We start from the raw sequence: 19358 nt of genomic DNA on the forward strand, positions 1-19358 counted from the left end.
TTTTATCTTTTAATGAAATCTGCTTTAATGATCCTGAGTTAAACCACCTTGAACAATTGGAATGGTTTGTGTTCGAGCAGCCTTAACTGGTAGCGGAATAAAAATTCAGTGGCCTCAAGAATTTTCTTTGCTTCAAAAGCGTTCCTTCCCCACACAGTGATTCCATGGTTACGGATCAAGACCGCACCTGTATCCCCTTTAACGTGCTCTGAAAATGCTTTAGCCAGGGTTGGTATATGTGCATAATTCGGAATTATCGGAATCTTAAGGACAGCATCTTCCTCCCAAATATCGAAAGCCTTGATCAATTCCTGCCCCTGGAATTGCACCTCGCCCCTGTCTCCATAGACCTCGGAGATGACATTATTGTCAATTGTATGGACATGGAGGCTGCAGCCAGCATTTGTCCTTTTGTATACCTCAACATGGAGCAGCGTCTCAGCTGATGGCTTTAAATGGGTATCCTCAACCGGCCGGCCAAATTGGTCAACCAGCAAAAAGTCCTCGTCCGTTCTTTTCCTCTTATCTTTCCCGCTTGCCGTTACAAGGAATTGTACCGGCTCGTTGTTCACTTTGATCGCCAGGTTGCCGCTCGTTCCCATAAACCAGTCACGCTCTGCCAGTTCAGTCTTTACATCCGCCAATTCTTCCCACTTACCTTCTAAAATGCTCATCCTCTCACCCCTGTCTCAGTTTTAAGAGCTTCAATACAGTCATAAAACGTTTCAAATGGTCTATATGCGATTTCCCACTCTTCGCATTTATCCTTCAAGTAATCTCTAGCCAGTACAAGATCTGCTTTTTTGGCAGCTTCCAAATCTGTTACGGAATCCCCGATGACGATTTTATAAGCATCGCTTTGTTCTAATCTTCTCATGATTGTTGGTTTGCAGCAGCCGCAATCATTTGAACACTGATCATCGCAGCTGTTTGGCCATTCAATTTTTATTGTTTCGCCGGAAAAATCTGAACCGTTGCAGTAGATGCCTGTTATCGGTCCGAATGGTTCAATGATTGGTTCGAGAAAAAAGTCAATACCGCCGCTGACGATGTAAACAGGAATTCCTTCTTCATGGGCAAAATCAAGAAACTCCTGAAAACCCGGACGGATCCTAGCCTTCTCTTTAGCAAACTGAATAATTTCTTCCTTCTTGGAGACCGGAAGGAGGGAAAACATTTTCCCTACTCCTTCCCTGATTGAAATACTGCGGTCAAGCACCGCTTCTTTTATTTCATCCCAGCCATCAGGCGCGAATTCCTTCATGATCGCTATGATATTATCCTTTTCGGTTACTGTTCCGTCAAAGTCACAAAAAATCACTGGCTGACTCACTTTGCCACCGCCTCTGACGAACCCCAAAGAGCAATAGCAGCTTTCAACTCATCATGCTCAAGTGCGCCTTCTTCAAGTGTTTTTCCTTGAAGTACGGTATCAATTGCCTGTCTGAATGCCTTCCCGCCGCCCTGTGCTCCACGAGGATGTCCATGGACGCCTCCACCAGCATTTATGATTGAATCCACACCGAAATCTTTTATAAGCAGCGGTACCATTCCAGGATGAATGCCTGCTGATGGAACCGGGAATGTCCTTGTGAATTGATCCTCAGCAGTCAGTGCCTCGGCTATTGATAACGCCTGCTGCTTTTCGAGTGCCACACTTCCATAAGGTGACGGGAACAGCGAGAAGTCAGCCCCGGCATAGCGGAGTAATTTTCCCAGAAGCAAAGAATGTGAAAAACCATATTCATCAGCCGATGTCAGCGCACCGCTTACTGCAGGGTGAGCCATGATTGGGATGCCGATTTCATCATCTTCCCTTAGTTCCTGTAAAACATCCAGGCCATAGGCAAACACATTGAACAACAGTGCGTCGGCTCCAAGTTCAGCCGCTTTTCTTGCTTTGTCCTTCAACTGTAAGGTTCTTCCTGTTAGATTGGCAGCATATAAGGTTCTGTGCCCAGTAGATTCATATACTTCTTCAAGGACCTCTTTACCAAGAGCGATCCTTTTTTCAAAAGGTGTAAGCTCATTTTCAAACAGTATTTCATCGTCCTTGATCAGATCAACACCACCAAGGCTTTGTTCTTTAAGCTGTTTTAGCAGAAAGTCCATATCACGTCCGATGACACCTTTGAAGATGCTCATTAGCAATGGACGATCATAAACACCAAGCTTGCTCCTGATTCCTTCAATTCCAAAACGCGGACCCGGAAAGTCTTTCTTTAATTCATCTCCAAATTCCAGATCGATAAGTTTTACCTTGCCATCAAGCGATAGTTTTCCAAAAACTGTTGTAAGAATGGCTGGCAGGTCTGGAGAAAAATTGAGAGCAGGGTAAGCGATTTTGATTGTTGCCACTGTCTCTGAATTGTTGTCCTTACTTGAACCTTCAACAGAAACCACTCTCCCCTTATGTTTTCTCAATTGTTTTTGATCCAGTTCCGGCAAATCAGTCCAGGACCCTACCGTCAGCCCAAGCGCGATTCCCTCTGCTTTTATCTCCGGGTTATGTTTAGCATCATGGATTATATATGTCGCTGTAATTTCACTCATGAGGATCAATCCTTTCATTACTTGTGGACCCATTATTATTTTGGGCATAAAAAAACCTCTTCACAAAGAAGAGGTTAGAAAATACACTAAACTCTTCTCATCTTTCAGCTTTCGCTGCAAGAATTAGCACCGTGCCCAGCTAAATGCTGGATCGGTTGCCGGGCTTCATCGGGCTCGTCCCTCCGCCTGCTCTTGATAAGAAAATAATTTAATCAAGTTATTTAATTGGTTAAAGTGAATTTGTTAATTAGGATTATGTCAGGTTCGTAAATCAATGTCAACTATTTTTTTTGAATATTTCCAAGCTTTCAATCCTGCCAACTGCTTCACGCAATCTTTCTTCCGAAGTCAGCAAGCCAACCCTCACAAAACCCTCGCCATGCTCACCAAACCCTACACCTGGCGCAACTGCTATGTGTGCTTTTTCCAGCAAGAAATCCGCGAATTCAACTGAAGTGAATGGTTCTGGAACCTTCAGCCAGGCAAAAAATGAGCCTTTTGGAGCAGTCACCTCCCAGCCAATTTTTGTAAGACCGTCAATAAGTACGTTTCTTCTAGATTCATATAAATCATTCAGTTCAGCAACGCATTCTTGCGATCCCAGCAAAGCTTCTGCTGCAGCTTCCTGCACAGCACCAAACAAGCTGACATACATATGGTCCTGGAGCAAGTTGATTGCGGCTATTACACTCTTGTTCCCTGCCGCAAAGCCAACACGCCATCCAGCCATATTATATGTTTTTGACAATGTATAGATCTCGATCCCCACTTCCCTTGCATCCTCGGACTGTAAAAAGCTTTGCGGGCGGTTCCCGTCAAAGCCAATCGCTCCATAAGCAAAATCGTGTACTACACAAATTTCATTTTTTCGTGCCAGCTCGATTGTCTGATCAAAAAATTCTTTATCAGCCACTGCACCTGTAGGATTATTTGGGTAGTTGAGGAACATCAGCTTTGCTTTATCCAATTGATCTGAGCTTAACTCATCATAATCAGGCAGAAAGTCATTTTCTTCACGGAGTGGCATGGTCACCATCTTTGCCCTGGCAATCTCGACTCCAGACCAGTAGTCAGGATAGCCGGGATCTGGAACGAGAATTGTGTCCCCAGGATTCAACAGGCATTGAGGTATTTCTACGAGACCGGCTTTACCCCCGAATAGGATGGCAATTTCCTCTTCCGGATTAAGATCGACCCCATATTCTCTTTTATAAAACGCTGCTGCTGCTTCTTTTAACGAGCGAAAACCCCTGAAAGGCGAATACTTATGGTTAACCGGATTATCCGCAGCTTGCTTCAACCTTTCAACAATGTGCTGTGGAGTCGGCTGGTCAGGGTTCCCCTGCCCCAGATTTATTATGTCTGCCCCTTTTTCTGTATAAGCGCCCACCTTTTGCACCAGTGAAGCAAAAAATTGCTTGGGCAGGCTTTTCAGTAAATCTGATTGTGGAAATTCCATCTTCTCACCTGCTTAGAAAATATGTTATTATTTCAAAATTTTAATTGAAATTCTAGTCACAAATGATATAACGTAAAGAGTAACTTGTAAAGATATAATTTTCAGAAAGTATGGCGGTGATGAAGGATGAAATTTAAAATTGCATGCCTGCAAATGGATATTGCCTTTGGGGATCCTGCACAAAACTACAAAAACGCATCTAAACTGATTGCAGAGGCAAACTCTCAAAAACCTGATATCATAATCCTTCCGGAGCTCTGGACTACAGGGTATGACCTGAATAATTTAAAAAACACTGCGGAAGAGGATGCACAAGCAGCCAAAGCGTTTTTCAAGGATGCTGCCTTGGAATACAACTCCCATTTCATAGGCGGTTCTGTTGCCAATAAAACAGAATCAGGCATTGAAAATACATTGCTTGTATTTGATAAAAATGGAGTACATGCGGGAACCTACAGCAAGCTTCACTTGTTCAAGCTAATGGATGAGCATTTGTATCTGGCTGCCGGGAAGGAAAAGGGGTTGTTCTCTTTGGATGGCCACAAATTTGCCGGCCTGATCTGCTATGATATCCGGTTCCCGGAATGGGTCCGTGCCCATGCACTCCATGATGTCGAAGCGATGTTTGTTGTCGCTGAATGGCCAATCCAGAGGTTGGAACACTGGCGGGCATTGCTCATCGCCCGTGCAATCGAGAACCAATGCTTTGTAGTAGCCTGCAACCGTGCTGGTTCAGACCCTAACAATACTTTCGCCGGCCATTCATTGGTCATTAACCCATGGGGTGAAGTGATCGCTGAAGGTGGAGAAGGCGAGGAAATCCTCCTGGCGGAAATCGAGCTTGACGAGGTTAAGGAAGCAAGGAGCAAGATTCCTATCTTTACGGATCGCAGGCCAGAACTATATTAAAACAAAAAGCGGAGGCGACTGCCCAACTCCGACAAGCGTTGGAGGGCCTGACAGTGAAGTCGCTCTTTGACTTCATTGGCAGGACCGAAACGTCTCGAGGAGTTAGGAGCCGCAGCTAGACAAGCGTCTCGAGGTGCTAGGCGCTGGAGCTGGATTAGGAAAACCCAATAGTTATTCACACTTGTTTGATTCTCTAAACACTATGAAAAACCGCCCAGGGACAATGCCTAGGGCGGTTTTAATGCTGTTCTAGAGGGAAATCACTCAGGTTTTGCCCACATTTCTTCAGGGTTCAATTCATAAATCCCATTTTCACGATACATGTAATGATTGATGATGAACTCTCTTCTGATTGTCGCATAATCCTCGTGGAACTTCGTGATATATTCGTTCAGATCCTTTTCCGGATATTTTTTTCCGGCTTTCAAACCTCGGACCATGTATTCAAATACCATCAGTCTCTTCTTCCGTTGTGCCGGTATATTTTTTAATTTACCGTCTTTCGTAAAGAAATTATCGATCACCTTTTGCCTTTCGATATTTTGTTCAATCATAGCTTCCACCTTCCCTTCTTTTTTCTCGATTAACCTGCCTAGCGTCCTTGCCTGTTGCTTGATTACTGATTCATTAAGGTGAAAATAAATTGTATTTTTGTCTCTGCGCTCAACAATGACATTGATATCCCGCAGTTTCTTGATATGATGTGTGATTGTTGGCGGAGTAAGGCCCAGCTTTCCGGCAATCGCCTGGCCATGAAGCGGCCCGTTCGCTAGTAATGCCACAATCCTGATCCTTGTAGGGTCTCCCATCGCTTTATGGAAGGCGACAATTTTGTCCAATTGCATAAAAACACTCCATTTAATTTAATATTCATCTAATTAGGTATACATCTAATATTAAAGCATTCTTTGCGAAATTTAAAGGGGATTTGGAGAATTTTTTATTTCTCCTGGATGGACCCCTTTTATGGCACCGCATCCACCCATGGAAAAACGCCTGATTGATTTCAATCAGACGCTTCCTTGGTTATTGGCAAATAAATATGAAAAATAGTTCCGTGCCCCACTTCGCTCTCTATTTCGATTGTACCCCCGTGTTCTTCAATGATTTTGAAACTCACCATCAGACCGAGCCCTGTTCCTCTTTCCTTTGTGGTGTAAAAAGGTTTCCCAAGCTTTTTGATCTGATCGGCCGGGATTCCTTCGCCTTCATCCTTGATGCAGATATGTATTCTGTTCCCTGGAGCCTGACTGACAGTCACAGTCACAAAACCCCCTTTTGACATGACTTCTAGTGCGTTTTTTATGATATTGATAAAGACCTTTTTTAATTGATTAGGCTCACACATAAGTTCCGGCAAATCATCGTCATAAACGGTTTTGATTTGCACATCATGGAGCACCGCCTGTGCGCTAAGAAGGGCCACAGTCTCATCCATGATTCTTGAAATATCGGTATATTCAAATTTAATTGATTGCGGTTTGGCCAAGACCAGGAACTCATTGATGATTGAATCAATCCTCTGCAGTTCGGTCTTGATTACCTGGAAATATAGCGAATAAGCATCACCCGAGCTGCTCTCGAGCAGCTGGATGAACCCTTTTAGCGCGGTCATTGGATTACGGATTTCATGGGCAATGCCTGCTGCCAGTTCCCCTAGCATATTAAGCGTATCTGACTTATGCAGCTGGGCTTCCATCTCTATTTTTTCAGTGATGTTCCTGAACACAATGAGATTCAAATTGTCGACCAAGTGACGTTTGATACTGTATTCAAAATGCTTCATCCGGCCATCTTCATATGGAATGGTAATCCTGCCGTCCAGCCTCCCTTTACGAAGCAATGCCTCGATTTTTTCATCGATCAATTCTTCGGAAAGTCCGAGATTCATGAACAGCTTCTGGAAGTTTTCCTCTTTCAGGTCTTCCGGCTTCAATTCGAGTTTTGCCCTTCCTGAAGGATTAATCTCGTAGTGCTTGCAATCCTCCTCCCAAAGAATCATCCCCTCAATTGATCCTTCAAAAATATTCCTGAAGCGCTCTTCACTTTTCCGCAGCCGCTGTTCCATATAATAGCGCTCACTTGCATCACGGACAATGGTCATATGATAGCCATCGCCAGCATTGAGCTTTACAGTAAATTCAAGCATCCTTTTCTCCCCATTCGGGAGCAAAAAGAGAGTTTCCTCACGCAATGCACCTTTTTCATTGATCGTTTGTTTCATCTCTCTATATTTCTCGTCTTTTTTATAGATAAAGTCCGTTATTTTATGTTTTAACAATTCATCTTGTGTGAGCCCGAAAATCTTACAGGTTGCTTCATTAGCTGCAATGATTTGACCACATTTCCCCCAGAACACAATCCCATCCAATGTATCCATGAAAAAGCTTTTCAGCAAACCCTCGTCCGTACTGAATCTATCAGCGAAATTTGTTGCCGGGCCTTCTGCAGGGACCTTATGTACAAAAGAGTCGGATGCTTTTCTCTGATCGCTATTGATCCTCTCTATTAATGAGGAATTTTCTTGTTCTAAAGCGGCTATTTTTTCCTTCAGTGCTTTAATCTCATCTGCCTTGTTAGCACTACTCACCAGAAAGCCTCCTTGTCGGATTCCCATTTTTCTAGTAATTTCTACAAGGATGGTAAAAATCCCTTTAAAATCGTGATTATTTCCTGGATATTCTGCTTTCTTTTCAACCATCGTTTAGTAGTTTGTAAAACAAAAAGAGAAGCCAAATTAATGGCTTCTCTTCGTTTCTTATAGGTATTCGTTCTCATGTTTAGCCTTCAGACGCTGCCATCTTTTTTCGACTTCTTCTTCAAATTCTACAAGCATATCTTTATTTTCTTCTTTTAATAAATGCTTGGTTTTCCCCATATATTTCAACCAATCAGCTAATGGAATCTTCTTGTTTTTTGCTTCAGGATCATAGGTTATGTTTGTGATACCTTGTTCCACTTCGTATAACGGGAAGAAGTTCGAGTTCACAGCTGCTTCGACAATTGTCTGGCCAAAGCGGTCTTCCGATTTCCAGTTGAGCGGGCATGTTATCAAAAGCTTACCGTAAACAGTACCTACATTTTGCGCATACCACTGTGCCTTCGCAGCCTTCTTGACAAGGTCCTGCGGGAAGGCCTCCGTTCCAGTGAACACATAAGGTATATTGGTAGATGCCATGATCTGGGCAGTATCCTTATGATGGAATGCTTTACCCTTTTGTGCCTTGCCGACGTTTGATGTGCTCGTCATGTGGCCAAAAGGAGTTGAGTATGATAGCTGGGAGCCGGTATTCATATACCCTTCGTTATCATACTCAAGCATGATCAGTTTGTGTCCGCGTAGTGCCGTACCGATAGCAGACCCCATGCCGATATCCATACCGCCATCGCCGGTTACCATTACGAAGGTTGCATCTGCAGACACTTCGATTTCACCGCGGCGCTTCAGTTCAAGGAATGCTTCGAGAGTACCTGATAACGTTGCTGCACCATTCTGGAACAGGTTATGGATTGTCGTCTGCTTATGGGATGTGTGAGGATACGCTGTTGTGACAACATAAGCACAGCCCGTTTGGAAAAGTATAACCAGGTCTCCTTCAATTCCTTTAAAGAATAGCTCCAGTCCGCCGAAGATGCCGCAGCCTGGACACGCGCCGTGACCTGATGCAATTCGTTTCGGCTTTGTAGTCAAGGCTCTTAAAGGCGGAATTTTGACATTCAGTTTATTCTTTTCTTCATCTCTTGTTACCTGGATCAGTCCTGAATTATAGACATCGCCATGCTGCGGTTCAATGACCTGCTTCAACGCTTTTTCAGGATCGCCAGCAACATGTCCGTAATAGTCGAACGGCTTTTCTGCATATCCTATTTCCATAGCGTCAATTGCCATAGAGAAAAATGCTTCAGCATCATCTGCATAGAAGTCTTTGCCGCCAAGTCCAAACACCCTGCTCTGGACGATTGTCGCATTTTCCCTGTCTTCCTGCAGTGCGGACTTAATTTCGTGCGTCAGGTTTGGCCCATGTCCGCCGTAGGAATCTGCGCGCTCACCAACAAGAAGTGATTTGACATTCTTCAAAGCTTCCCTGATTTCCTGTGCAGGGAATGGCCGGATGATATTAGGGCTGATGACACCAGCCTTGATTCCCTTCTCACGAAGCCTGTCTACAACATCCTTAGCAGATTCAGCCGCAGAGTTCAACAGGAACAACGCTACGTCTGCATCTTCCATTTGATAAAGGTCTAGAATATCATAGTTGCGTCCTGATAGTTTGGCATATTCTGCCGCCACTTCTTTATAAACATCTTTCGCTCTGTACATTGCTTCTGACTGCTGGAAGTGGTTGTTGATCAAATCGTCGCCATTCATGTGGGCTCCGATTGTCAACGGCTTCTTTGGATCTCTGGCAAAATTATATTCAGTCGGTGCTTCGCCAACAAATCGCTGGACTACAGCCCGATCCTTGAAATAGTTCACTTTGCGCTTTTGGTGGGATGTAAAGAAGCCATCATAAGCCACCATGACTGGCAGGCGCACATCAGAGTGTTCTGCGATTTTCAGGGCCATGATGTTCATATCGTAGACAGCCTGTGGTGTCCTGGCGGTCAGGATCACCCATCCTGTATTTAACGCAAAATACAAATCTGAATGGTCACCACGGATATCAAGCGGACCGCTGATTGAACGAGTTACCAGGTTCAAGACCATCGGATAACGTGTACCGGATTGGACCGGGAGCTGCTCAAGCATATACATCAAACCGTTCGCGCTTGTTGCGTTGAACACGCGGGCTCCGGTTGCTGCAGCTCCATAACAGATGCCTGCTGAACCATGTTCTCCATCTGCAGGGATCAATTTGATATCATGTTCTCCCCTGGATTTCATCATATCCAGATACTGTGCAACTTCTGTAGAAGGGGTGATCGGGAAATAGCCCATGATATGATAATTGATCTGAGCTGCAGCCATTGCTGCCATTTCATTTCCGGATTCAAAGGTTGTCACCTGTTCTGCTGTACTCATTGCCTTCACATTTTCTTCAAGAACGGACATTAAGAAACCCCTCCAGTCACATAAGGATAATTATGTTTCACTTGATTCTCCTCAGCATAGCCAATCATTTCCCTCAGCTCGCTTAACGCAGCAGTAGGACATGCCTCAACACACTTCAGGCAGCCTTTGCAATATTGATAATCGATTCCCTTTAGGAACATTTGCTTTCTGCCGCGTTTGTCCTCTCCTTCTTCCCAAACAAAGCAATAATCAGGACATGCAGTATCACATGCAGCGCAGTTGATGCATTCCTGCTGATTGAATTGAGGCAGGAATCCCTGTCTGGAACCGCTTAAATCCTTGAGGACGCTGTTTGCCTGCGCCGTAATCACACCGCCGATTTCCTGTGTTTCATATCCAAGCAGCGGCATTGGACGTTTAAATTCTTTGCCCAGTGCTCCTTCTTCAGGTGCGTATGTTTTAAATTGAACGTCATTGTAGCCTCTCTCGAACGTTCTGATATTCGGCTCAACTAAATGAGGATATTTCTTTTCAAAAGTTTTGCGGATTACATTTTTCATCGCTTCGGGATCCAGGAAATCAATAATGCGGTACAACGCTCCAAGCATTGCAGTATTTACTTTCGTTTTCTCCTCGACGGCGATGGAAAGTGCATCAACAATCGCAAGTGTTCCATGCTCTAGATGAAGATCTTTTTTGATCTCGTCAAAGTCTCTCGTCGAATTCACCAGCAGGATCCCGTCTGGGCGCAAGCCGCTGACAACATCGACCATTTTATAAAGTGCCTCATGGAATACACCGACAACATGCGGCTCTTCTATTGGACTATGGACCCGGATCTCAGTATCTGGTTCACAGAAACGGACAAAGCTTTTCACCGGCGACCCTTTTTTCTCCGATCCATATGAAGAAAAGTTAGAACCGTTTAATCCAAGGCCCAGAACACCTGCTTCCGCAAGCATCTTTCCAGCAAGGTTTGCACCTAGCCCTCCAATCGACTCTAGCCTTATCTCATAAAAACCCAATTCATTCTTTTTCGGTAAGATAGACATAATCTCCCTCCCCAATTTAGTTATAAAGGTAATTGACTTTAAAACATTCCCCATTAATAATTTTATAGACTTTACAATCATTAAGCTGTGACATATATCAAACATTTGAACTTTTTTTTGAAACACACCCAAAAATATTAGACTTAAGCCGTATGCTATAATGAAAAACCTTTTATATAACAGAAATAGAATTGTAATAGTACAGAAATACTTTTTCCTTTTTTAGGAGCTTGTTCCTTAATTTTGAGCAAATAGCCTGGTTTGTTTTTATCCTTACAGGGGTAAAAAAGGGTTAGTATTTTGGGGGTCTCTAATTAAGGGAGGAAATATGAAACAACAGCGAGATTACTACTTTGACAATGCCAAGTTCATCTTGATTTTTTTCGTCGTATTTGGCCATCTTTTGCGCTCGTTCATTGAAGACAATGAAACGATTTACAATATCTATAAAGTCATTTATACATTCCATATGCCGGCCTTTATCCTTGTTTCGGGATTTTTTGCAAGAGGCTTCAATAAAAAAGGCTATGTAATGAAAATTGCCAAAAAGTTAATATTGCCATATTTTATTTTTCAGCTGATCTATTCTATTTTTTATTATTTCCTTTACAGCAAGTCTACTTTTACGATGGATCCATTGAACCCTCATTGGTCTCTATGGTTTTTGATCAGCTTATTCTGCTGGAACCTTATGCTGATTGGTTTTTCAAAACTTAAGGCACCCGTTGGACTGTTGATTGCTTTTGGATTGGGATTGGGTGTCGGGTATGTAGACTGGATATCCAACTATCTAAGCCTTTCGAGGACTTTTGTCTTCTTTCCATTGTTCCTGCTCGGGTACCATTTAACGAAGGACCACATAAAAACATTGACAAGGCCCGCCTTCAAAGTTGGAGCACTGGCGGCCTTCACTGTAGTGTTTTTAGGATTTTTGTTCAACCCGGAAGTAGATTACAAATGGCTCCTTGGCTCAAAGCCCTATTCAATAATGGAAGTAGCTTCAATATCAAGCATGTTTACTCGATTAGGCTTTTATCTATTAAGTCTGCTGATGGTGTTCAGCTTCTTGACCATCGTTCCCAAGAAACAATATTTCTTTACAAACCTTGGCAAGAATACACTTTACGTCTACTTGCTGCACGGATTTTTTGTACGAACCTTCCGTGAAAGCGAAGTTCAGAACTTCTTCCATAGTCCTGAACGTATCCTTTTGCTGGCTGTCATCGCACTGCTGCTGACCTTCCTGTTGTCCAGCAAGTACGCTGCAGCCATCGCACAGCCGCTGATCGAATTCAAAACCTCAGGGATCAACCGACTCAAAACCCGGTTAACAGCCATCCTCAGGTTCTATAGAAGGAAGCTGATGAGTAATTAGACAAATAGCATTGTAGAAAAAAGAGACTGTTAAAAGGTATATAAAATTACCAAACAGTCTCTTTTTCTATGCCCTTTTTTAGATCGCTCTCTCCATGTTGATTGATGCGCAAGGCACGAAGACTCCTCCGAAAATGCTAACGCATTTCCATCGTGCGTGGGAAGGTTCGAGGAAGCTCTTCAAAGTCATGTGGGAGTATGGGGCAACGGGAGACCCCATAGGCGCGTATAGCGCCGAGGAGGCTCACCGGCAGCCCTAGGAAGAATTCGCTTTTTGTAAAAGCCGGCAATTGGGCTTTTACAAAATTCTTCCCCGCGGAAAGCGAAGTGCCTGGAACTGAAATCAACAGCTCCATTTCAGCACCAACCAAAATAAGACGGTAAACAAACACGATTTTCATCGATTTTGTCACCGCCTGAGAGCCATTCATCAAGAATGGCTCTTTTCCTTATTCTTCAACTGCATTCCACCTGTCTTTTTTGTCCAAACTGAGATATAATTTAAAGTTGATTTGCTGCTGGATTTTTACAAAGGAGATTATTTCAATGAAAATAGTTTTAACAACGCTTAACGCGAAATATATACACACAAACCTCGCCATAAGGTACCTTAAGGCATATGCTCAGCCGGAGTTTGACGTGACGCTCGTTGAATATACAATCAAAGACCCTGCAATCAATATTGTCTCGGATTTAGTTCAAAAGCAGCCTGATGTTATTGGGTTCAGCTGCTATATTTGGAATATTGAAGAAACCATTAAAGTCATCAAGATGATTAAAAAAATCAATCCTGAAATAAAAATCATTGCAGGGGGACCAGAGGTTACTTACGACGTACAGGAATGGATGAAGGAAGTGCCGGAGTTTGATTTCATCGTCATCGGTGAAGGTGAGCAGACATTCAAGCAGCTTCTTTCTGCACTAGCTTCTGGAGCTGACTTTTCAGAAGTACCGGGCATAGCTTATCGAAAACACGAAAGCATCCAAATGAATCCCCAACGCAATAAGCTGGATTTGAAAGAGCTTCCTTCTCCATATCGTTTTGAAGCTGACCTTCCCCATCTATCTAAAAGGGTCACTTATCTGGAAACAAGCCGCGGATGCCCGTTCAGCTGCCAGTTTTGTCTTTCCTCGATTGAAGTTGGGGTCCGTTACTTCGACAGGGAGAAGGTCAAGGAGGATATCCGTTATTTAATGGCGAATGGTGCGAAGACAATCAAATTCGTCGACAGAACGTTCAATATCAGCCGCAGCTACGCAATGGAAATGTTCCGTTTCCTGATTGACGAGCACCTTCCTGGGACTGTGTTCCAATTTGAAATCACTGCTGATATCATGCGCCCAGAGGTCATTCAATTCCTGAACGAGGAAGCGCCTCCCGGGTTGTTCCGCTTCGAAATCGGCGTCCAGTCCACTAATGACTATACAAATGAGCTGGTCATGAGAAAACAGAATTTTGAAAAGCTGAAGCGTACTGTAACAATGGTCAAGGAAGGGGGCAAGATAGACCAGCACCTTGATTTAATTGCAGGTTTGCCAGAAGAAGATTATCATTCGTTCAAAAAAACGTTTAATGATGTGTTTGCCATGCGGCCTGAAGAATTACAGCTTGGCTTCCTGAAGATGCTCAGAGGGACGGGTTTGAGACTGAGAGCTGAACAGCATGATTACGTGTATATGGATCATTCACCGTATGAAATCCTTGGGAATAATGTCCTTAATTTCAATGACATCATCAAGATCAAGCAGGTTGAAGATGTACTCGAGAAATATTGGAATGACCACCGGATGGATCGTACCATTGAATATCTGGTTACAAAAGTATTCCCATCGCCATTTGACTTCTTCCAGGATTTCGGTTCTTATTGGGAGACAAAAGGCTGGTCCCGGATTGGCCATCAGCTCGAAGACTTATTCAAAAGACTGGTCCGCTTTCTTCAGGAAAAAGGTGTAGATAATCTTGAAGCAATCGAAAGCCTGATGAAGTATGATTATCTTGCCAGCATGAAATACAAGCCTAGAAAGCCATGGTGGGAACTGAGTCTGGACAAACAGGAGCGTTCCGAATTATACCGCGGCATTATCCATAAACCTGAATCCCTTGGTCATCAGTACTCCGAATTGAACATTAGTGAAAAAGATTTATATAAGCATACACTGCTTGAGGATATTACCATAGATCTCGAGAAGTTTATTGAAGATGGAGAAATTGAGCCTTCTTCTTCCTACATGCTTGTTTATTTTGATTCTAAAATGGAGCATCCTCAATTCTTCACTTTTAAGATGAAAGATGTAAAGCCGGCTTAACACAGCCGGCTTTTTTACTTTACCTGGATTTTTATTTACATTCTTTATCTGCTTTATTTTTCAACTTTTTTCTATTAAAAGGGAGCTCATAAAGCTTACCAGCATTAATATCGCCAAACTCCATGCCAAACTCAACGTTCATTGGCTTTTGGTGCCGACCTTCATGCTTTTTCATCACGATCTTCCTTTCCTGCCCTGCTTTGAATTTCTGTTGGCAAATTTGCCTGGATCTTCCCCGTGGGAAAACTCTGCAGAAAATTCGCTTTCCTGAAGATTTTTCTTAGGTGTATTTGTATATTTAGCCAAAGCATTTCTTTCTGCCTTCCGTTTAGCCATTCTAACCACCTCCATGCTACTATTTTTTTCAATCGGCGATTTGCTATGTACCGATTTGATTACCTAATTTTACAAAAGGAACTATCTAATAAAATACGGCATAAGGCAAAAAATAAGCTCAAAAAGGAGGAGCTGCTATGGCAAAAAAAGACCGGGAGTTAAAACCACTGGATATCGACGAAACCATGCCTCATCAAATAAATGCTCCTAGCTTTAAAGATACAGGCATCGAAATGAAAGCTCCATTCAAGAATGAGCATGGAGTTATCATTGGAGACAGTCTTTACTCATCCGAAAACTCACCGCTTGAAAATTGGACTGACGAGACCGATCCAGCAGTCATGGCCGGCAATGAATGGGTTCACCCTACGAATGATATAGGGTGGAACACAGCTGAAAACAGGGAGCTTCTTGAGGAAAAGAAAAAGCCGCAGGCCTATCCATTTATGCACCCTACAAAAGATGTTAGCAAAGGTCAGGACTAAAAAAATCCGGGATTCCCCGGATTTTTTTATCCTATTATCACCCGTTCTTTCGGATAGCGGATGCTTTCCTTCTCAGCCTTTCCCCCTATTATGAATAGGAAAGAAATAACACCTACCCTTCCAATGAACATTAGGGCAATTATAACGATTTTGCCTATTGAGGTTAACTCAGGGGTAATTCCCATTGATAACCCAGTTGTTCCAAAGGCAGATGCCACTTCAAATACAATTGCCAGAATAGGCTGATTTTCAGTGACCATCAAAAGGACAACGGCAAAAAAACAAATAAAAACGGCAAGAATAGAAACAACCAATGATTTTATGATATCTTCCTGGTGTACTTCCCTGTTAAATATCTTTACAGACCTTCGTCCTCTAGCAAAGTGATAAAGGAACAGCAAATTAAGTGCAAAAGTAGTTGTCCTGATTCCGCCTCCCACTGAACTTGGAGAGGCGCCGATAAACATCAATGCCACCAGTAACAGTAACGTTGGCTCGGAGAAATCATTTATATCCATAGTAGCCAGGCCACCATTCCTCGTAGTTGCTGACTGGAATAATGAGTAAAAGAATGATTCATGCCACGTCTTATTTGAAAAGAAATGATTATATTCTAATACAAATATTGCAATAGTCCCAAAGAACAGCAAACCGAAGAACGTAATGGACGTCAATTTTGTATATAGCGAAAAAGAATAAGGAGTTTTCTTATTCTTTCTTAGCAGGTATCCCTTTAGTTCAATTAATACAGGGAACCCTATTGCTCCTAAGGTCAATAATAGAATATTGATGGTTTGGATGAAATAGTCATTAGCGAAGGGCATCAAAGACGATCCCGTTATATCAAATCCTGCATTGGTTGTTGCACTTACAGCAGCGAACATCCCTTGTAGGAAAGCTTCCTGCCAGGTTGGGAAATACTTAAGAAAGTATACTCCCAATACTAATGATCCAATAATTTCAATCAATATGATAATAAATAAAATTTCTTTTAACAATTTGACAAGCCCAGCCATACTCGTTTGGTTTTGGTCCGTCATTATCAACTGGCGTTCCCTTAATCCTATTTTTTTTCTTAGGATCAGCCAGAAAAATGTGCCAAGCGTCATTATTCCAATACCGCCAAATTGCAAAACAAACATTAAAATAAAAATTCCAGGTACAGTGAATGTTTCACTTGTTGTTACGACAGTCAAGCCTGTTACACTTACTGCACTTGCAGCGGTGAACAGCGCATCCAACAAGGACCATTTCGCATCGGGTTGAATTGCAATTGGAAGACTTAACAGGCCCATTGATACAGCCACCGCAATTAAATAATAAGATACAATTATTTGAGCAGGTGTTAGTTTGTCAAGGTTCTTTCTAAAATTTTGCCACATAATTGATTCCTTTCAGCCTGATTCGTTTACATACTTATGATATAGAATATCACCTGATTAATAAAGTACTTTCCCTACAGTTATTCCCGGAACTTACTTTCTTTAGAATTGTACTCTAATTTATTGCAAGTACTCCTAATTGGTTATTAGAAACCTAAAGAGGAGATGACCGTTAAAAAATCACGGCAAACATTATCCAAAAGGATAAAAGATTACCACTTATGATTTTACCCGCAATGTTCAAACTATCTATACAGAGAAATTTTTCTCTGCATACTATCAGAGGAGTTGATAACGATGGCTCGTAATTCAAATAAATTGCTGGTTCCTGGCGTTGAACAGTTCATGGACCAGGTTAAATATGAGATTGCTCAGGAATTCGGAGTGAATCTTGGGTCCGATACAGTTTCAAGAGCAAATGGCTCTGTCGGAGGAGAAATCACTAAACGCCTTGTTCAGCAAGCACAGTCACAGCTCTCTGGTCAAAACCAGCAATAAATGACTGTAAGATACGTTTGGATATCCATTATCTACTCAAATAATTGAATATGAACATGGAAAAAAGTCCGGATTGGATTCCGGACTTTTACTGTTAACTATTTTTTGCTGCCAGGATTGTCTTTGCTTTTTCCTGCTTGTCCCCTGTTGTCACTCTTGGGGCCTTGCTGTGTGTTAAACCTTTTTTCATTTTTATGTTGTTGTCGGTCTTGACCATTACTATTGCCTTTATAAACCTGTTTGCTGCTGCCCTTGCCATTACTGTTCAACCCAGAATTTTTATTCCCTTTGCTTTTCTCAGTTGCAGGTGTTTCCTTATTGTTTGGTTTTTCTTTTGGAATCTCAGGATCTTTCTTCTTTTCCTGACCTGGTGGGTGCTTCTTTTCAGGTTGTGGAACAACTGTTGGAGCAGGATTGTTCTTTCCATGCTCTGGGGTGGCTTTCTTAACCTTTTCAACCGGCTTTGCTGCAGGCTTTGGTGCATCTTTTAGCTTTTCTTTGTATACACCAGTTGTAACACCCTGTTTTTGGGCCTTTTCCCTGTCTTCACTTGTGGCTTCCATCACCTTGAAATTCAGGTCTTCATCTTGTGTTGATTTTTTTATTTCGGATATCTTTTTTTCTAATTTTTGATCAACAGATTCATTTGCCTTTTGATTATGGACCGTTGCGATGACAACATCATTCTTTTCTTTAAAGAATCCCTCTTCCTCGATTTCCTCAAGGATCATTTCTGCAACAACCGCTGCATCCTTCTTTTTCCAGTCTTTTATTTCCCCAATGATTTCTTCCCCTTCAGGATTATACCCTTTCAAACGAAGGACCTTTAAATCATCATTGACTGCCAGTTCAATACTTGGATTCACATCGATGGACATATAGGCGTAAACCTGTCCGTTTTGATACGCAGGAACAAGCGCAGTCATCGCAAGCATAAATACTGCTGCAAGCGCAATACTCCTTGTCTTAAAGCTATTTAAAAATGATAAATTAAATTTTTTCTGTTTAACGGTTTGCGTGTCTGGAAAAAAATGAATTTCTTCTCCTACCTGATAATCTTGTTGAAGCTTTCGGGCCCGTAAGAACTCGCCTTCGGGGGTCAACAATGTTAGGTAAAGATCATTGATTTCAAGGATAACCCCTTTTCTCATGTCTCTAACACCCCTTTAATATAATCCTTTAAATATACATAATCCCCAATTAAAATAAGTGCAATTGCTATAATATATTTTCTGTTTCTCTCTATGGTTTTTCTGCTGACGTTGACTATGTCCTCCAATTGCTTGATTGGCAGCCGTTTTTTATCTAAAAGCAAATTCTTTAGTTCCTCGTTCTCAACCATTGATTTTGCAACAAGCATAGCGTTCTTACGGGCATCTGCATGCTTAGGAGACTGCTCGAGCAAATCCTGGAAAGACAAATCAAAGTCTTTTAATACTCCTTGGAATTGGATGATCTCTTCTCTTCTCAGTTCCCGTTCTGTCTTTTTCCTGAAATCATCGAGAGAAAGCTCATCTTCAATAGTCGACCTCTGTTGTTCTTCCTCAGTCGGATCATTCGATATATGGAAACTCAGGTTTTGATTCCGGCTCTGCTGGCGGATGTAATCAATTACCCTGCGCTTGATCATGACTTCTGCAAAGCTTAATAATGAATTGCCTTTTTCAGATGAATATTTCTGGATTGCCTCATTAAAAGCGATGAGGCCAATGCTAAATTCATCGTCCGACTCATGTATGTATCTCTTGCAGACAGACGAAACAGTCTTTGCGATAAATGGCTTGTAAGAATCAATCAATTCTTCTCTTAAAGCAGCATCCCCCTGGTGGATCTTTTCTACGGTTTCTTCCAGCGGCCTGCGCTTTTTCTTTGCCATGAACAATAAACTTAGCAATAGACTCACCTCTTTTCTCCCCACATTATATCACAGTCTGTCAATTACGCTTTTGTGGTTAGGCAGTGAAAAGATAGCCGCTCATGGCTACCTTT

The 19358-nt window shown here is 42.3% G+C and carries 19 protein-coding genes and 1 riboswitch; of the genes, 5 read left to right on the forward strand and 14 right to left on the reverse strand.

Annotated elements, in window-relative coordinates:
- Positions 1-38 precede the first annotated feature (38 nt).
- The 4 genes from J7E37_RS05400 to J7E37_RS05415 all read right to left on the reverse strand — a co-directional run bounded on the left by J7E37_RS05400 (position 39) and on the right by J7E37_RS05415 (position 4012).
- On the reverse strand, positions 39-674 hold the full coding sequence (locus tag J7E37_RS05400; protein WP_214777560.1) for a methylthioribulose 1-phosphate dehydratase: 636 nt from the start codon (positions 672-674) through the stop codon (positions 39-41).
- Positions 671-1333 carry a 2-hydroxy-3-keto-5-methylthiopentenyl-1-phosphate phosphatase gene (locus J7E37_RS05405; RefSeq protein ID WP_214777562.1) on the reverse strand — a complete coding sequence of 221 codons (663 nt, stop codon included), beginning with the start codon at positions 1331-1333 and terminating at the stop codon, positions 671-673. The genes J7E37_RS05400 and J7E37_RS05405 overlap by 4 nt, the downstream gene beginning before the upstream one ends.
- A complete protein-coding gene (gene mtnW / locus J7E37_RS05410) occupies positions 1330-2553 on the reverse strand; it encodes a 2,3-diketo-5-methylthiopentyl-1-phosphate enolase (protein WP_215022923.1) in 1224 nt (407 codons plus the stop codon). Before mtnW ends, J7E37_RS05405 begins: the two co-directional genes overlap by 4 nt.
- A gap of 94 nt (positions 2554-2647) precedes the next feature.
- Positions 2648-2755: riboswitch (SAM riboswitch) on the reverse strand.
- Between the two features lie 75 nt (positions 2756-2830).
- On the reverse strand, positions 2831-4012 hold the full coding sequence (locus J7E37_RS05415; RefSeq protein WP_215022830.1) for a pyridoxal phosphate-dependent aminotransferase: 1182 nt from the start codon (positions 4010-4012) through the stop codon (positions 2831-2833).
- 126 nt (positions 4013-4138) lie between these two features.
- On the opposite strand from J7E37_RS05415, the gene J7E37_RS05420 reads away from it, so the two are divergent.
- A complete protein-coding gene (locus J7E37_RS05420) occupies positions 4139-4921 on the forward strand; it encodes a carbon-nitrogen family hydrolase (RefSeq protein WP_214777566.1) in 783 nt (260 codons plus the stop codon).
- Positions 4922-5181: 260 nt separating this feature from the next.
- Here the strand turns inward: J7E37_RS05420 and J7E37_RS05425 are convergent, their stop codons facing one another.
- The 4 genes from J7E37_RS05425 to J7E37_RS05440 all read right to left on the reverse strand — a co-directional run bounded on the left by J7E37_RS05425 (position 5182) and on the right by J7E37_RS05440 (position 10987).
- The gene (locus tag J7E37_RS05425) at positions 5182-5766 is read right to left on the reverse strand and encodes a DUF2087 domain-containing protein (RefSeq protein ID WP_214777568.1); all 585 of its coding nucleotides are present in this window, start codon (positions 5764-5766) and stop codon (positions 5182-5184) included.
- 161 nt (positions 5767-5927) lie between these two features.
- A complete protein-coding gene (locus tag J7E37_RS05430) occupies positions 5928-7511 on the reverse strand; it encodes a PAS domain-containing sensor histidine kinase (protein WP_353049983.1) in 1584 nt (527 codons plus the stop codon).
- A 168-nt stretch (positions 7512-7679) separates the two neighbouring features.
- A complete protein-coding gene (locus tag J7E37_RS05435) occupies positions 7680-9974 on the reverse strand; it encodes a thiamine pyrophosphate-dependent enzyme (RefSeq protein WP_215022832.1) in 2295 nt (764 codons plus the stop codon).
- On the reverse strand, positions 9974-10987 hold the full coding sequence (locus J7E37_RS05440; RefSeq protein ID WP_214777572.1) for a 2-oxoacid:acceptor oxidoreductase family protein: 1014 nt from the start codon (positions 10985-10987) through the stop codon (positions 9974-9976). The genes J7E37_RS05435 and J7E37_RS05440 overlap by 1 nt, the downstream gene beginning before the upstream one ends.
- Positions 10988-11315: 328 nt before the next feature.
- Between J7E37_RS05440 and J7E37_RS05445 the strand changes: the two genes are divergently transcribed.
- Entirely contained in the window at positions 11316-12362 is a 1047-nt protein-coding gene (locus J7E37_RS05445) for an acyltransferase family protein (RefSeq protein WP_215022834.1), read from the forward strand.
- Between the two features lie 136 nt (positions 12363-12498).
- Here the strand turns inward: J7E37_RS05445 and J7E37_RS05450 are convergent, their stop codons facing one another.
- The gene (locus J7E37_RS05450; RefSeq protein WP_215022836.1) at positions 12499-12792 is read right to left on the reverse strand and encodes a hypothetical protein; all 294 of its coding nucleotides are present in this window, start codon (positions 12790-12792) and stop codon (positions 12499-12501) included.
- 115 nt (positions 12793-12907) lie between these two features.
- Here J7E37_RS05450 and J7E37_RS05455 point away from each other — a divergent pair, with 115 nt between their 5' ends.
- On the forward strand, positions 12908-14668 hold the full coding sequence (locus J7E37_RS05455; protein ID WP_215022837.1) for a B12-binding domain-containing radical SAM protein: 1761 nt from the start codon (positions 12908-12910) through the stop codon (positions 14666-14668).
- Between the two features lie 31 nt (positions 14669-14699).
- Here the strand turns inward: J7E37_RS05455 and J7E37_RS05460 are convergent, their stop codons facing one another.
- The gene (locus tag J7E37_RS05460; RefSeq protein ID WP_215022838.1) at positions 14700-14843 is read right to left on the reverse strand and encodes a hypothetical protein; all 144 of its coding nucleotides are present in this window, start codon (positions 14841-14843) and stop codon (positions 14700-14702) included.
- A complete protein-coding gene (locus tag J7E37_RS05465; protein WP_214777583.1) occupies positions 14843-15004 on the reverse strand; it encodes a hypothetical protein in 162 nt (53 codons plus the stop codon). Before J7E37_RS05465 ends, J7E37_RS05460 begins: the two co-directional genes overlap by 1 nt.
- A 137-nt stretch (positions 15005-15141) precedes the next feature.
- On the opposite strand from J7E37_RS05465, the gene J7E37_RS05470 reads away from it, so the two are divergent.
- Positions 15142-15489 carry a DUF3905 domain-containing protein gene (locus J7E37_RS05470; protein WP_215022839.1) on the forward strand — a complete coding sequence of 116 codons (348 nt, stop codon included), beginning with the start codon at positions 15142-15144 and terminating at the stop codon, positions 15487-15489.
- A gap of 26 nt (positions 15490-15515) precedes the next feature.
- Here the strand turns inward: J7E37_RS05470 and J7E37_RS05475 are convergent, their stop codons facing one another.
- On the reverse strand, positions 15516-16871 hold the full coding sequence (locus J7E37_RS05475; protein WP_214777587.1) for a TrkH family potassium uptake protein: 1356 nt from the start codon (positions 16869-16871) through the stop codon (positions 15516-15518).
- Between the two features lie 297 nt (positions 16872-17168).
- On the opposite strand from J7E37_RS05475, the gene J7E37_RS05480 reads away from it, so the two are divergent.
- Positions 17169-17369 (forward strand): alpha/beta-type small acid-soluble spore protein, encoded by a 201-nt coding sequence (locus tag J7E37_RS05480; RefSeq protein ID WP_214777589.1) that lies wholly within the window; start codon positions 17169-17171, stop codon positions 17367-17369.
- A gap of 98 nt (positions 17370-17467) precedes the next feature.
- On the opposite strand, the gene J7E37_RS05485 is transcribed toward J7E37_RS05480, so the two are convergent.
- Positions 17468-18520 carry an anti-sigma factor domain-containing protein gene (locus tag J7E37_RS05485; RefSeq protein ID WP_215022840.1) on the reverse strand — a complete coding sequence of 351 codons (1053 nt, stop codon included), beginning with the start codon at positions 18518-18520 and terminating at the stop codon, positions 17468-17470.
- Complete coding sequence (sigI, locus tag J7E37_RS05490; RefSeq protein WP_483297197.1) at positions 18517-19272, reverse strand: RNA polymerase sigma factor SigI; 756 nt, start codon at positions 19270-19272, stop codon at positions 18517-18519. The genes J7E37_RS05485 and sigI overlap by 4 nt, the downstream gene beginning before the upstream one ends.
- Positions 19273-19358 lie beyond the last annotated feature (86 nt).

Origin of the sequence: Bacillus sp. ISL-39, from assembly GCF_018613295.1 — a bacterium.
Lineage (GTDB): Bacteria > Bacillota > Bacilli > Bacillales > Cytobacillaceae > Mesobacillus.